Annotated in this window: 11 protein-coding genes; 2 read left to right on the forward strand and 9 right to left on the reverse strand. The window is 66.3% G+C overall.

Going from position 1 to position 14,159, the window contains the following annotated elements; all coding sequences use genetic code 11:
* Positions 1 to 5: 5 nt before the first annotated feature.
* From ACX17K_RS02800 to ACX17K_RS02830, 7 genes are all read right to left on the reverse strand, one after another.
* Positions 6 to 3,839 carry a cellulose synthase subunit BcsC-related outer membrane protein gene (locus tag ACX17K_RS02800; RefSeq protein WP_493773592.1) on the reverse strand — a complete coding sequence of 1,278 codons (3,834 nt, stop codon included), beginning with the start codon at positions 3,837 to 3,839 and terminating at the stop codon, positions 6 to 8.
* Positions 3,824 to 4,951, reverse strand: a complete 1,128-nt coding sequence (gene bcsZ, locus ACX17K_RS02805; protein ID WP_493773593.1) for a cellulose synthase complex periplasmic endoglucanase BcsZ — start codon at positions 4,949 to 4,951, stop codon at positions 3,824 to 3,826. The genes ACX17K_RS02800 and bcsZ overlap by 16 nt, the downstream gene beginning before the upstream one ends.
* Before the next feature lies 1 nt (position 4,952).
* Positions 4,953 to 7,208 (reverse strand): cellulose biosynthesis cyclic di-GMP-binding regulatory protein BcsB, encoded by a 2,256-nt coding sequence (bcsB, locus tag ACX17K_RS02810; RefSeq protein WP_493773594.1) that lies wholly within the window; start codon positions 7,206 to 7,208, stop codon positions 4,953 to 4,955.
* Positions 7,209 to 7,210: 2 nt separating this feature from the next.
* The gene (gene bcsA, locus ACX17K_RS02815) at positions 7,211 to 9,802 is read right to left on the reverse strand and encodes a UDP-forming cellulose synthase catalytic subunit (protein WP_493773595.1); all 2,592 of its coding nucleotides are present in this window, start codon (positions 9,800 to 9,802) and stop codon (positions 7,211 to 7,213) included.
* Entirely contained in the window at positions 9,799 to 10,554 is a 756-nt protein-coding gene (bcsQ, locus tag ACX17K_RS02820) for a cellulose biosynthesis protein BcsQ (RefSeq protein WP_493773596.1), read from the reverse strand. Before bcsQ ends, bcsA begins: the two co-directional genes overlap by 4 nt.
* A 373-nt stretch (positions 10,555 to 10,927) precedes the next feature.
* Positions 10,928 to 11,260 (reverse strand): SMR family transporter, encoded by a 333-nt coding sequence (locus ACX17K_RS02825; RefSeq protein WP_021474862.1) that lies wholly within the window; start codon positions 11,258 to 11,260, stop codon positions 10,928 to 10,930.
* A gap of 3 nt (positions 11,261 to 11,263) precedes the next feature.
* A complete protein-coding gene (locus tag ACX17K_RS02830) occupies positions 11,264 to 11,713 on the reverse strand; it encodes a multidrug/biocide efflux PACE transporter (protein ID WP_021474861.1) in 450 nt (149 codons plus the stop codon).
* Positions 11,714 to 11,802: 89 nt separating this feature from the next.
* Here ACX17K_RS02830 and ACX17K_RS02835 point away from each other — a divergent pair, with 89 nt between their 5' ends.
* A complete protein-coding gene (locus ACX17K_RS02835) occupies positions 11,803 to 12,684 on the forward strand; it encodes a LysR family transcriptional regulator (protein ID WP_046166576.1) in 882 nt (293 codons plus the stop codon).
* Between the two features lie 4 nt (positions 12,685 to 12,688).
* On the opposite strand, the gene ACX17K_RS02840 is transcribed toward ACX17K_RS02835, so the two are convergent.
* Positions 12,689 to 12,991, reverse strand: coding sequence for a hypothetical protein (locus ACX17K_RS02840; RefSeq protein WP_147297278.1), 303 nt, complete (start codon positions 12,989 to 12,991; stop codon positions 12,689 to 12,691).
* A 188-nt stretch (positions 12,992 to 13,179) separates the two neighbouring features.
* On the opposite strand from ACX17K_RS02840, the gene ACX17K_RS02845 reads away from it, so the two are divergent.
* Positions 13,180 to 13,554 carry a hypothetical protein gene (locus tag ACX17K_RS02845; RefSeq protein ID WP_347371827.1) on the forward strand — a complete coding sequence of 125 codons (375 nt, stop codon included), beginning with the start codon at positions 13,180 to 13,182 and terminating at the stop codon, positions 13,552 to 13,554.
* A gap of 52 nt (positions 13,555 to 13,606) precedes the next feature.
* Here the strand turns inward: ACX17K_RS02845 and ACX17K_RS02850 are convergent.
* On the reverse strand, positions 13,607 to 14,159 hold a 553-nt coding region (locus ACX17K_RS02850), incomplete at its 5' end, for an ATP-binding cassette domain-containing protein (protein WP_493773597.1).

A 14,159-nucleotide genomic window follows, 5' to 3' on the forward strand; every position in this document is an offset into this window, starting at 1 on the left:
CCTCCTCAGAAACTCGAATACGGCTGCAGCGGCTCCACCGGGAACGGCAGCGTCAACGACGCGCCGTCCGGCTGGTAGCGCAGGTATAACAGCGCCCGGCCCGGCTGGTAGTACTGCGAATGCTGGTATTCCAGCATGCCCCCCAGCGCCAGCCGCGGCGTCATCTGGTATTCGAACGCCCCGCTCAGCGATACCCCCCAGCCTGGGCCGGAGCTCGCGCTGACATAGGGATTGCCGGCCTGCGCCTGCAGATCCGGCCGGGTGGGATAGAACAGCGACGCCGCCTCGCGCGCGCTGGACACGGAAACCGAGGCCCGCCCTGTCCAGCTCCAGCGCTCGTTGCGCGCCGCGTAGCCTAGCGGGATGGACAGCGAGTTGTAGCGCTGCGGGCTGTAATAGCCGCCCTGGCCGAAAGTGAATTCGCCCAGGTTCTTCTGGAACCAGAAATTGATGCTGTTCACGCCCAGCGTCACTTGCCGGGTCGGCTCTTTCAGCAAACGCCAGTAGACGCCGCCCATGGCAGTAACCTTGCGATTGTCGGCCACGTTCTCGCCGGTCAGCTGCTGGTAGGCGAAATTAGACCATACGCCGAAGCGTCCGCCCTTGTCGTAGCCCAGGCTGCCGCCGACGCCGGTGGCCACCACGCCGCCCCAGGTCTGGCCGGTATAGGCGTCGCGCGCGCCGGCGTAGCTGAGCAATGAGCTGGTCACCGGACGGCGGGAGGCTTCCAGTTTGTAGTTGAGGATGGAAACGCTGTCGGAATAGCGGATGCCGCCTATCACATTGGACACCGGAAAGTTTTGCGGCGTGCTGCCGATGTCCAGCCGCCACTGATCGTTCTCGTAGCCCAGGCCCAAGTCCGCGCCTTGCGCGCTTTGCGCGCCGAACCGCCCCGCGCAGCTCTGGACGCTGTTGCCGGCCAGGGCGGCGCACGCGGCGACGGAGCCGAAGCGCTGCAAGGCGTAATCATTGCCCGCGCTGTTATCCAGAGAGCCGGCGCGGATGCTGGTCGCGTCGGCGCGCAGAAAATATTTGCCCTCGCGCGGGGCCGGCAGCTCCACTAGCAGCGGCGCCTGCCACATCGTCATCTGCGACTGGCCCGGCGTGCCGTTTTCTGCGCTGCGGTAGGTCAGATCCAGGCCCTGCCAGATCTTGACGCTGCGCGCGTCCAGCAGCTCAGCGTACTCCTCATGCAGGCTTTCCTGTTGCGCCGGCTCTGCTGGAACCGGCCGCAGCGGCTGTCGCTGGCCGGCATCGCCAACGGTCGCCATGGCCGAAGCCGGCGCGAAACCGGCGCGATACCACGCCAGCGCCTGTTCCGGCTGGTCTTTCTGCCGCGCGCGCCGCGCCGCCTGTCCCATCAGACCAGGGCTTTTGACGTTCTGCGCCAGCAAGCTGGATATCTCGCGATCCAGCCTGGCGGTATCGCCGACATCGCCCAAACGGGTCATGACCCGCAAGCGGAAGTCCAGGCTGCGCCCGGGCTTGTCGCGCAGCAGCTGGTCTATGCCCTGCCCGGCCGATGCGCGGTTGCCGGTCTTGATGTACACATCCACCAATTGCAATTGGGCCTCGTCATCGTCCGGCGTGCCGCTCAACACCTGCTGCAGCCGCGCGCGGGCGGCGTCCCAGCGCCCGGCCTCCATATCGTAGTCGGCCAGCCGGCGCTGCAAGCGCGCGTCTTGCGGCGCGTTCGCCCAAGCCTGGCTGAGGATGGCCTGCGCGCCGGCATCGTCGCCGGCCTGCCGCGCCCGGTCGGCCTGGGCCACCGCCAGCGTGGCCAGCAAGCCGGCCAGCTTCCGTTTCTGCTCCTCGCTCATATCCTGCCGGGTTTGAGCCGCGGCGGCCAGCAGCGGCTCGGCCGCCGCGGCGTCGTCCAGGTCCAGCAGCAGGTCGGCGTAGGCTAGTTCGTTGTCGGTGGATGGCTGTTCCAGATACTGCGACAGCAGCAACTGGCGGGCATGGTCGGCGTCGCCAGCCCTCAGCCAGGCCTGCGCCAGCTCGGATAGCCGCTCCGGATCGCCCTGCATCCGGCGCTCCGCATCCTGCAGGCCGCGCCGCGCCTCTGCCGCGCGGCCCAAAGCCAGCTGGGCGTCGGCCAGGCGCATGGTTTCTCGCAGCCAGACGCGGCGCTGCAGTTCCGCCATGCCCTCGCTGCGCGCGGGCTGGGGAACCCGCTGCAAAGTGGCCAGCGCCGCGCGGTTTTCATCCCGCTTGGCCTGGAACAAGGCGTAGGCGTACAGGCTTTCCGGGCTGGCTGCGGGCGCGTCGGCCAATTGGCGCAGGACGGCTCCGCCTTTATCGGCCTCCCCAGCCGCCAGCCAGGCATTGGCCAGGGCGAAGCGGTTCCAGACGTTCTGCGGCTGCAAATCCACCGCGCGCTGCAAATGCGGCAGCGCCTGCGGCAGTTGCCCCTGGGCCAGCAAGCGGTCGCCCAGCTCGCGCTCCACTTCGGCGCGGGCGGACAGATACGAGGCGCCCAGCGCGCGCTGCTGCTTCTTCGGCAAGGCCCGCAGCATCTGATCGGCCTCGGCGTACTGGCCGGCGTCCAGATAGCCGCGCAGCAGGCCCGCCAGCGCCTGTCCGCTGTCCGGTTTCCGGTCCAGCGCCTGGCGGTAAAGCCGCCGCGCCCGATCGGCGCGCTTTTGCCCTGTCTGCCATTCCGCGTCGGCCAGCAACACATCGACGCTGGCCGGCTGCGACTTGCCCGCCTGGTCCAACAAGGCGCGCGCCGCCTGCCATTGTCCGGCCTGGATCGCGGCCCGGGCCTGCGCCAGCGTTTCCGCCAATTGCGCGTCCGCGACGCGGCGCCGCCAACCGTCGTCGCCCGCCTGCCCGGCCTGCCGATAACTGGCCGCCGCGTCGGCGTAACGGCCCTGCTTCTCGCGCAGCCGGCCCAAGCTCTTCAGGTACTGCGGCTGATTGCCGTAGCGGCCGGACGCCAGTTGCAGGCTTTTCTCCGCGGCTGCCAGCTGGTTGGCGTCCAATTGCTTGTCCGCCGCCAACAAGGCCCGATAGGCCGGGTCCGCCAGCAACTCGCGCTGCTTGCGCCGGCCTTCCTGCAATGCATCCAGCCGGGAGCGGATCTGCTCGTCGTCGGGCGCCGCACGCAGATAAGCGAGGTAGGCGTCCTGCGGCATGTCAGCTTGCTGCAATGCTCTGCGCCACAGGCTCAGCGCCTCGTTTCGGCTGTCTGCGAACTGGCTCAGCGCCTTCAGCTCGGCAAAGGCCTGCGGCGGAAGCGGCGGACGCAGCAACTGGATGCCTATCAGCGTCAGCCGGTTTCTATGATTGGACGGGCTTTGCTGGATCAACTTCTTCAGCGCGGCCTGGCTGCGCGCCCAGCCGCCATTCGGCAAGCGGGCCACCAATTGCCAATACTCCAGCTCCAGCGCGCCGGACGGCGGCGGCCCTTGGTAGAGCTCGTTGAAGGCGGCGTAAGCCTGCTCGTACTTGCCGCTGTTGAACAAGGAGCGGGCGGTCAGCAGCTTGTTGCGGTCCGGCCCCATCACCCGGCGCAACTGCTCGACGCGGGCGATGCCGGCATAGCCGGGATACAGCTTGCGCAATTGCGCCAGCGTCTTCTGCGCCTGCTGGTCCTGGCGCTGCTGCACTTGCACCAGCGCCTGCAAAGTCAGGGCTTCAGCCTTGTCTTGCGGCTTGGCTGCATGGATGCGCTGCAATTTGTCCAATGCCTGTTGCGCCTCCAGCGGCCTCCCCAGCGATTGCCACAGCCTGGCCTGCTCCAACAGCGCCTGGACCGGGTCCACCGCCGCGGGCGCGGCGTGCAGGGTCCCGCTCAGCCCCAGCGCCAGCAAGGCGCTCAGGATGGCGCGCATGCTCCCTCCCAGGCCGGCGCGACTTCGCCGCCCGCCTTGAACCGATAGCGCGCCTGCTGCCATCCCTGGCCGAACAAGGCCAATACGTGGTCGTAGTAGGCGTCGGGCCGCTCGGACAGCGGCACGGCCTCGGCGCGCAAGAGCTGCGTCTGCAGGGCTACCTGGTCGCCTTGCGCCTGCAGGAAAGGCAACAGCGCCATGGAAAACCCTATCGGCCCCGAGCCCTGGGCCTTGCCGTTGCGGGTATCCACCGTTTCCGGCGGCAATCCGGTCTTGGCCACCCGCTCCGCCATCGGCTTGAGCCTGGCCAGCAAGGCGGCGCGCCCCGGCGCGTCCGGGGCCAGCATGCCAGCCCACAAATAGACGCGGATGGCGTTGTAGCTGCCTGACGCCTTGCTGGCGTCGTCGGCGACGAAGCCGTTGCGATAAGCGATCCAATCCGGCGCGAAACCGGCCGGCGCGCTTTCCAGCAACATACGCTGGGAAGTGCCGCGCAACGCGCCCCAGCCGGAGCCGGGCAAGGCATTCGCCATCCGCGCCACCAGTTGCGGCGGCAGATAACTGGGATTGAGCCGCGTCAGCCCCGGCTTGCGGAAGCCTTCGCGGCCCGGCAGCAGAGTCGGCCCCAGGCCAGGCAGGTCCGCCGTCTCCTCGCGCAGGATGCGCAGGGCCAGCAGCTTGCCCAGCGCGGTATAGCGCGGCTCGCGCCACAGCCGGCCGGCCTCCAGCAGGCTGTAGGCGATCCACAGGTCGGAATCGGACGCGCTGTTGTCGTCCATCACGCCCCATTGACCGTCGGGCCGCTTGCCCCATTGCCAGGCAGGCAGCCTGGCGCTGAGATCGCCGCCGGCCAGATTGTCCCGCGTCCACTGCAGCAGCTTGTCGAATGCCGGCCGGTCGTTGGCCGCCAGCGCGAAGAACAAGGCGTAGCTCTGTCCTTCAGAGGTGGTGGGTTGGCCGTCGGCGCTGCGGTCCAGCACCCGGCCGCCGTCGGAAACGAAGTGCCGGCGGAAGTCCTGCCAGGCCGGCCAGCCGTCGCACGGCGCCGCCTGGGCCGAGGCGAAAGCCAGCGCGCCCAGCCCCGCCAGACACGCCCGCAGCCGCGCGCCCACCTCAAGACTCCTTCAGGCGGCGCGCCGCCAGCGCCTTGAACAGGCGCAGGATGGCGAAGGAGAAGATCAGCACCGCCAACGCGGACAGCGCCGCCAGCAATAGCGGATGGGCCGACAGGAACAGCCAGACCCAGGTCCACAGCGGCAGGCTGCCGACGTAATACACCGGCCCCAATTGCTGGCTGTCGATATTGTCGCCCCGGATCAGCACCGCGCTGCCGGCCATCTGCGCCACCTTGCCGTCGTCCGACAGCGCGCCGGTGGCGGCGCCCATCGCGTCCGGTTCGTTGCCGGTGACGATCACCACGCTGCGGCCGCGGGCCAGCGGCGACTCCAGGCCCAATATCGCCCCCAGCCGGCCTTTGGCGGAAAAGTCAGCCTGGCCGCTGACGCGGCCGCCGCCCGACAAGCCAAGCGCCGGCTCCTGGGACAAGGCGTTGCCTTTGCCTTCCGCCACTTTGCGTTCGCTCCCCTCCAGAGTGGTGGGCAGCTTGTCGCGCCAGACCTTCAGCAGCCCCAGATTGCGGGCGTTGCCGACCACCAGCAGATCCTTGTTTTTGACGCTGTCCAGCCCACCCTCGTCCACCAGCCGGTAGCGCAGCGCCGGGTAGCCGGTGGATTGCCCCATATTGCCCATCACATTGAGAAAAGCGCCGATATCCTGCTGCGCCGGCTGCCTGGGCAACACCACGGCGGTGTCCGACAAATCGGCCATGCGGGTGAAGGGATAGCCGGACGTGGCGAACAAACCCAGATTCGGCAGCGCCGCGTAATGCGGATAGGCGCTGAAATCGATGGTGGAGTCCGGATCGATCGCCGCGCGGTTGCCATCCGCCAGGTTGTTGGCGCACTCGCCCTGTTTTTCCGCCGCGAACACGTACTGGAACTGCATCTCGTTGCGGCTGCCGACGCGGAACGGCGGCAGCAGGATGCGGTCGATATTGTTGAGCAGGCCGTTATCCAGCACCGGCAGGCGCAGGCTGGTCTGGGTGCTGCCCAGTCCGCTGGCGTTGAGGTTCAGGCTTTGCACGAACAGTTCATTGATGCCGATGTTCAAACGGGATCCAGCGGACTGCTGCTGGCCGGTGTAACGGAATTTCAGATCCAGCGGAATGCCGCGGCTGCCCCAGGTGAACAGATCCCCCGGCACGCGGAAGGACACGCGTATCGGCGCCGGCTGCTGGCCCGTGGCCTGCAGATCGCGCGGATTGTCCACCAGCTCGCCCAGCTTGGTGGGCCGGTCCGGCCGCACCCAGTTTGGCGCGTCGTACGGTTGGCGCGGCGCGTCCAGCTTCATTCCGCGCACCGTCACCTGGACGCCGCTCATCCCGGCCTGGCCGAGCACCAGCGCGTCGGTGGCCAGCTGCAGATCCTTGTCGTCGCGCCCCAGGATCAACAGCAGCTTGCGTTCCGGCCGCTCCGGATGCGGCATGATGCTGATGGTGGGCGCCGACACCGGCGGCAGCTTGGCCAGGAAATCCGGCCGCTGCGCGTTGGTTGCGTAAACGACGGCGTGCTGCGCCGCCGGCAAGCTGTTGAACGCGGCGGTGTAGCGCACGCCGCGCCACCCAGCCTGGGCGCCGAACCACGACGCCAGCTCGCCCGCGGCCTGCAGCACGGTTGTCGAGGGGCGCGCGGCGAACGCGAACGGCAGCTTCAGCGGCGAAAAGTCGCGCCTGTCGAAGAACGGCTCGGGAAAATAGCCGAGGTCGTTGGCAAAGGGCAGAGCCTGCACGATCAGCTGCAATTCGCTGGTATTGCTGATTTCCGCCCACAGGCTGCTGTGGGTTTCGTCTTCGCAGCGATTGGTGTAATGGCCGATCAAGCGGAACTTCAGCTGGTTGAAATTGGCCAGCAAGCGCGGGTCCAGCGGCAGGGTCAGCTGCTGCGGCTTGCCGCCCTGCTCCTTCGGCAAGGCCAGCACCGACACCACCTCGTCGTTGAGCAGCACCTGCACATGCGACAGATCGGCCAGCATCGCCGGCGAGAAGGTGTAGCGCAAGCGCAGCGTCAGGCCGGTGATCACTTCATCGCCGCGGCTGCCGAAGCCTACGCCCGCCAGGCTGTTGTCGCCGCGCATTTTCAGCGGGTAGCCGGCGCCCATCTGCTTGAAGCTGAGCGTGCGGGTGGAAACCAGCGCCGCCGATGCGGCCGGCTCGGACGCGGAGATTTTTTCCTCGGCTTTGAGCGGCGGCGTCTGCGCCGCCAGCAACAGCCCGGTCAGGAATATCGACAGAGGTTTTCTCGGTATGCGCATGGTCATTTGCTGTCCCGATAGATATGCGGCTGCCGCGGCAGCAAGCTGCCCAGCCAGCTCCAAAAGCCCATCCAGCGGCCGCTGCGGACGGTGAGCGGCAAAGCCGCTTGCAGCAGCAGCTGCCACAGGCTGCGGCCGCCCATGCGCCAGATGTCCCAGGCGCCGCCCAAGGGCGTGCCCTCGTGCTCGCGCTCGGCGGTTCGCTGCCAGGCGTCGGGACGGCCGAAGGTGCATTGCACCAGCGCCATCTCGTCTTCCAGGCTCAGGCCGACGAAGCGCACGCTCAAACGGCCGTCCTTGGAAAACACCAGCCGGCAAGGCAGCGCGTAACTGCGGCCGCCGCGTCGCATCGACACCGTCAACTCGGCGTTCTGCTTCAGCCTCAAAAGCAAACCCTCCGGCAGCGCCAGCGCCATGCCGCCCTCGGAATAATCCAGGGTATGGCAGGGATAGACCTTGCCATCCGGCAGATGCAGCGACACCGGCAGCCGGCTCTGCACCCGGTGCGACACCCGCACCTGGCGCAATTCACGCGCCACCGCCAGCGCCACGCCAAGCAGCAGCGTGTTGTAAGCCACCCAGCACAGGTTCACCACCACGGTGCCGACCTCGTCGGCGGGACCGGTCCAGGCCCGATAGACGCCGAACCCCACGCCCAGCAGATTCAGCGCCAACAACACCAGATAAGGCTTGGTGATGCTCCAGTCGACATGGTCCTCTTCCACCACCCCGCCCTTGGCGGTGACGTTGAACTTGCCCAGGCCGGGAAACAACAGCGCCACAGTCGTGGGCAGCGTGATGTACCAGGCCAACACCGTCTCGTAGACCTCGCCCCAGAACGAGCGGCGGAATTCGCCGTGCATCCGCGAATTGGACATCACCGAAAACACCATGTGCGGCACCACGTACAACACCAGCCCCAATGCCGGCGCGTAGATGGTATAGGCGTGAAACAGCAGGAAAGCCAAGGGCGCGGTGAGGAACACCAGCCGCGGTATGCCGTACAAGAAGTGCATCATCGCGTTGAGGTAGCAAAAGCGCTGCCCCAGCGTCAGCCCCCGGCCCAGCATGGGGTTGTCGCTGCGGAAAATCTGCGCCATGCCCCGCGCCCAACGGATGCGCTGGCCGACATGGGCGGACAGGCTTTCCGTGGCCAGCCCCGCCGCCTGCACCATATTGATATAGGCCGAGCGATAGCCGCGCCGATGCATTTTCAAGGAGGTGTGCGCGTCCTCGGTGACGGTTTCCACTGCGATGCCGCCCACCGACAACAGCGCTTCGCGCCGCAGCACCGCGCATGAGCCGCAGAAGAAGGACGCGTTCCACAAATCGTTGCCGTCCTGCACTCGGCCGTAGAACAGCTCGCCCTCATTGGGCACCTCGCCGCGGGTGTCCAGGTTGCGTTCGAACGGATCGTCGGAGAAGAAATGGTGCGGCGTCTGCACCAGCGCCAGCTTGTCGTCCTTGAGAAAGCCGCCCATCGTGTTGTGCAAAAAGGAGCGGGTGGGAATGTGGTCGCAATCGAAGATGGCGACGAAGCTGGCGTCGGTGACGCCCAGCGCGTGATTGATGTTGCCGGCCTTGGCGTGCTTGTGTTCGCGGCGGACGATGTAGCCGACGCCCGCCTGTTTGGCGAATTCGCGGATCTCGTCGCGCGTGCCGTCATCCAGAATGTGCACCCGCAGCTTGCCGGGCGGCCAGTCCATGCTCATCGCCGCGAACACGGTGGGCTTCAGCACCCGCAGCGGCTCGTTGTAGATGGGGATGAACACGTCCACGCTGGGCCAGAGCGCGGCATCGGCAGGCAGCGGCACCACCTCGCGCTCGAGCATCCAGGACGACTGGAAAAAGCCCAGCAACAGCACCAGCCAGGCATACAGCTCGGCGCTCAGCAAAATCAGCCCGGCGATCAAGTTAGGCCAGCTGTCGTCATTGATGGTGGACGTCGCGCGCCACCAGATGTAGCGGGTGGAAACCGCGACGGAAAACACCATCAGAATCAAGGTGGGCACCGGACCGGGAATGCGCCGCACCCACAGGGCCAGCAACAACAGCACCACGGTGAACACCGCTTGCGAATACTCGTCGAACGGCGTGGTCACCAGCAGCGCGCCCAGCAAGGCCGCCGCCAGATAGCAAGCCGCGCGGATGGCGGCGTTCCGCCACCAAGCATGCTCGGCGACGCCTTCTACCGAGACGCGCAAGCGGGCGGGATCGAACGCCCGCGGAAAGCGCGCCTCCAGCCAGAAACCGACGCGGCGCCGCCAGTCGGCGGCCGAGGCCAAAGCGCGACGGCAAAGCCCAAGCCAGTAAGGCCAGGATGCCGTCCTTCCCGCTCGCCGCACGGGCGGCGGCTTGACCAGAGACAGCCAAGCCAGCTGCAACAAGATCCTCACCGGATCGCCCGGCCGGGGCCGGGAGAAGTCGACCTGGGGAAAATACTGCCGCGCCCTGCCGCTCCAGGCGGCCCAGCCCCGGGAAGGCGTGACGATGAACAAGGACAGCAGCAGCAAGGAGAAGCGCGGCGCATCGGCCGGATGCAGCAAGCGCAGCCGCACGCCCCACTCCAGCCAGCCCGCCGCCGACAGCTTCATGAGACATGCCCCCCGGCATCCAAGCGCACCGACAGCCAGGCCGCCAATTGGCGCAAATCGTCGGCGGCCTGGCTTTCCGGTGCGTAATCGAACAAGGGCTGCTGGCTGGCGAAGGCTTCCCTCACCGCCTCGTCGCGATGAATGGGCAATGGCGCCAGCCGCGGGCCCAACGCTTCGCGCAACATCGCCTCGGCATCGTTGTCCAGCCGCCGCAGCGGATTGAATTGATTGATGACGAACAAGACGCGCTCGGGCCGCAAGCCGCTGGCCGCCAGCTCCGCCTCCGTCATCTCCAACAGCGCGCAGACGGCGGGTTCGGCCGACAACGCCACCAGCGCGTGGCTGGCGGCGTTCAAGCCCTGCCGCCGTTCGGCCACGCCTATCGCCGGCAAATCCAGCACGGTGCGCTGTCCGGCCCGCTTCTCCAGCAGCGCCAACTCCTCGCGCAGCCAGTGATCCTCGGGCCCGGCCTGGCCGCTATCCAGCCCCACCCGGCCATGCGGCACCAGCATCAAGTGATGATTACCCACCTCCCAGGCGGCACGCATCCAGTCGGCGCCCGCATCCAGCCGGCCGCGCCAGCCATCGCTTTCCTCCCGGGCCATGCCGAAATGCAGACGCAGCATGTTCTGCCGGCACAGGTCCATCGCCAGCACCGGCCTTTGCTGCCGCTGCCACAACAGGGCCAGCGACGCGGCCACTGTCGTCGCGCCGCAGCCGCCCTTCACGCCGCATATCGCCAAAATCGCCATGCTTCGCCTCGCCCAAAACCGTATCGCCGGCTGTTTCCCCCATCTCGACGCCCGGGCCCGCTCCTGATGATGGCAAGCCTGGCGGCGCGGTAGGATGCGAAAAGGGAAATATATTGATGAATATAGTATGGATGAGTTTTCCAGCACGGCGGCTCATTGCTGCGGCGGAGCGAGCGCCCGCCATAAGCAGGCGAATTGGGCGGCAGCCACGGATGGGCTGCTGGCGACTGACGGAAGAAATCGGGAATGGACGTCATCCATGCGCGGCGCGGACAAATGCCGCGCATGGACTCTCATGGATATCTTGCGAAGACAAGTCTGGTGAGCGGGCAAGTCCAGCCTGGCGAGCGCCTGGCTGACTTGCCCGCGCCGCTCAATGCGCGGACGCTTTCGAGAACAGATTGATCACCGCCACGCCGGCGATGATCAGCCCCATGCCCGCCACCGCGGCCAGGTCTAGCTTCTGGCCGTACAGCAGCCAGGCGATCAGCGATACCAGCACGATGCCGATGCCGGACCACAGCGCGTAGGCGACGCCCACCGGAATATGACGCAGGGTTTGCGACAACAGATAGAAGGCCAACATATAGCCGCCTGCGGTCAGCACGGACGGCCACAGCCGGGTAAAGCCATCGGAAGCCTTCAAGGCGGAGGTGGCCACCACCTCGGACAGGATGGCCCCCATCAGGAACAGCCAGACTTTCATCAATCACTCCACAGCGGCCGACAGACTCCGGCGGGCGACGAAACGCTCGCGCAGATGGTCGTAGAGCCAGTTGAACACATAGGTATAGGGCAGGAAAAAGACAAAGAAGCCCAGGTCCAGCAGGAAAGCCTGCCAGTAGCTGCTGTTCAGCCACCAGGCTGCCAACGGCACCAGCAACACCACCAGTCCGCCCTCGAAGCCCAGCGCGTGCAGACAGCGCACGCCGGCGGTGCGACGCCACTGGAAACGGCGCTCGACGCGTTCGAACAGCGCGTTGAACACCATATTCCACAACATCGCCGCCGTCGACATCATCAATGCCAACGCGCCCATGTGCAGCATGTCTTTCTGCATGACCAGCGCCGCCAGCGGCACCAGCAAGGCCATCGCGCAAGCCTCGTACAGCACGGCGTGCAATACCCGCTCGCCCAGTTTCTTGTTTGTCGTTTGCATTGACTTCTCCCTAATGCTGAAATTCAATGCTTGGCATTATGATTGGGTTTTCGGATACTATAAAAATACCAATCATCGGTTAAGCCGATATGACTCTTTCCCTCGACGCCCTATCCGCCTTCGTCTACGCCGCCGATCTCGGCTCCTTCTCCGCCGCTGCCAGACGGTTGGGCAAAAGCCAATCCACCGTCAGCGAGGCCATCGCCAACCTGGAAATCGACCTGGGCAACCCGTTGTTCGACCGCGGCACCCGGACCCCCACGCTGACCCCGGCCGGCCGGCTGCTGCTGCCGCAAGCGCGCCAAGTCATGACCGCCAGCCAAGACATGCAGCGGCAGGCGGAGCAGTTGAGCGCCGGCGTGGAAAGCCGGCTCACCATCGTACTGTCCGACACCTTTCAGTCCGAGACGCTGGAAAACGTCGCCTGCCGGCTGGAGGAGCGCTACCCCTTGCTGGAATTGGAGTGCCTGGCCGGGGAGCAGGAAGACGTGCTCGACCTGATTTTGTCCGGCCGCGCCCAGCTTGGCCTGGTCGGCGCGCTGGATCAGTACCCGCCGGATATCCGCCATCAGCGCCAGCGCGAGGCCAGCGAGCTGGCCCTGTACGCCGCATACCGGCATCCGCTGGTTGAGATGGACCGCGTCGATGAACAGCAACTGGCCCTGCATCGCCAGTTGCGGCTCAACACCTACAACGACAAAAGCCCCGCGCGCACCGGCCAACGGCAATGGTACGCGCCCAGCTATCTGATGCTGCTGGACATGGCGCGCCTGGGCGTGGGCTGGGCCGAACTGCCGTGCTGGCTGGTGAAAAGCTTTGGCGGCGGCGAGCTGAAACAACTGGATGTGGCCGGCTGGCCCAAACGGATGCCGGTGGACCTGGTATGGGCCGCCCACCGCCCGCTTGGCGCCGCGGCGGGATGGCTGCTGCGGCAATTGGCCGGCGGAGAGAAATGGTCCAAGACGGACTAGAGGATCACGGCGCGTTGGCCTCCATCGTCTCGTGCTCCTCCCGGCATTGCGCCTTGTTGGCGTAAATCACCCATTCGTCGTTCTTGCCATGGCGACAGGTCAACAGCGGCTGCACATGGCCAAAGCCGCTGCCGCCATTCTCGCAGGTTTGAAAGCGCCGCAAATCCGCCTTGCCTATCTTGCGGCAAGGGGTAGCGCCATACCAGTCGAATCCATAAGCGCCATCCGGCAAGACAGGCGTTTCCGCCGCCTGCGCCATGCATGACCCCATCAAGGCGACGCCGGCCATCATCATCCATCTCGTCATTTTCCTCTCCATTTATCTTGTCCCACTCTTCGCGGGCCATCAATGAAATGACTCGCCACTATCCCATGGCCGCAGTCGGCAATGCCTGTCCGAAAGAGTGGCGCAGACCAGCCCGCTCCCACATCCCGCCTATTCTAGCAAGCGCCAATCCGCCAAATAACGCGACTCTTCCCCCAAGGAGAAAACAGATGAGCTCACCCGTCGTGACGGTGAAAAACCACTCCAGCCGCGCCATATACATCGACAGCGATCCAAACTGGGACGATCAGGAACTATTACTGGACGACAAGCCGCTGCGGCGCGGCTTTGCGCTGCAACCGGATCGCGCGGCCCGGATCAGCGTGGACTGGAGCGGCCCCGGCAACGCTTACATGATGGGCGTGATTTTCGCCGACGGCCCAGACTACGATTACGGCGGCGACGGTTTCTACCAGCTGACCATAGGCCAGGACGAAGACAGCGGCCTGCTGGACGTGACGGATGGCGGCGGCGAAGCCAAGATAGCCTACTCCATCAGCCAGCAGACGCCATGGAGCATGACCATGGACTTCGCCGACAGCTGACGCAAAAAAGCCGGCCCACGGGGCCGGCTTGTCCTGCATCGCGTCTTCCGCGCTACGCCGGCGCCAGCGCCGGACTCCAGCCCTGCGGAATCGCCCCCAGCAGCTTCTTGGTGTAGCCGTCCTGCGGCTCGCGGTAGATCACGTCCGCGTCCGCCTGCTCCACCACCCTGCCCTTGTTCATCACCAGCACCTGGTCCGAGATGTGCTTCACCACCGCCAGATCATGCGAGATGAACAGGTAGGACAGCTTGTACTCGTCCTGCAGGTCCTGCAGCAGGTTCAGCACCTGCGCCTGCACCGACACGTCCAGCGCCGACACCGATTCGTCGCAGATCAGCACTTCCGGCTTCAAGGTCAGGCAGCGCGCGATCGCGATCCGCTGCCGCTGCCCGCCGGAGAACTCGTGCGGGTACTTGGCCAAAGCTCCCGCCGGCAGACCCACCTTGTCCAGCAGGTCCTGCGCCAGCTTGCGGCGCTGGCCGGCGTCCTGGCCGATGCCGTGCAGCAGCATCGGCTCGGTCAGAATCTGCTCCACCGTGAAGCGCGGGTTCAGCGACGCGTACGGGTTCTGGAAAATGATCTGGATCCGCTTCTTGTAGGCGTGG

This window comes from Chromobacterium sp. INPA-IVC, from assembly GCF_059047085.1.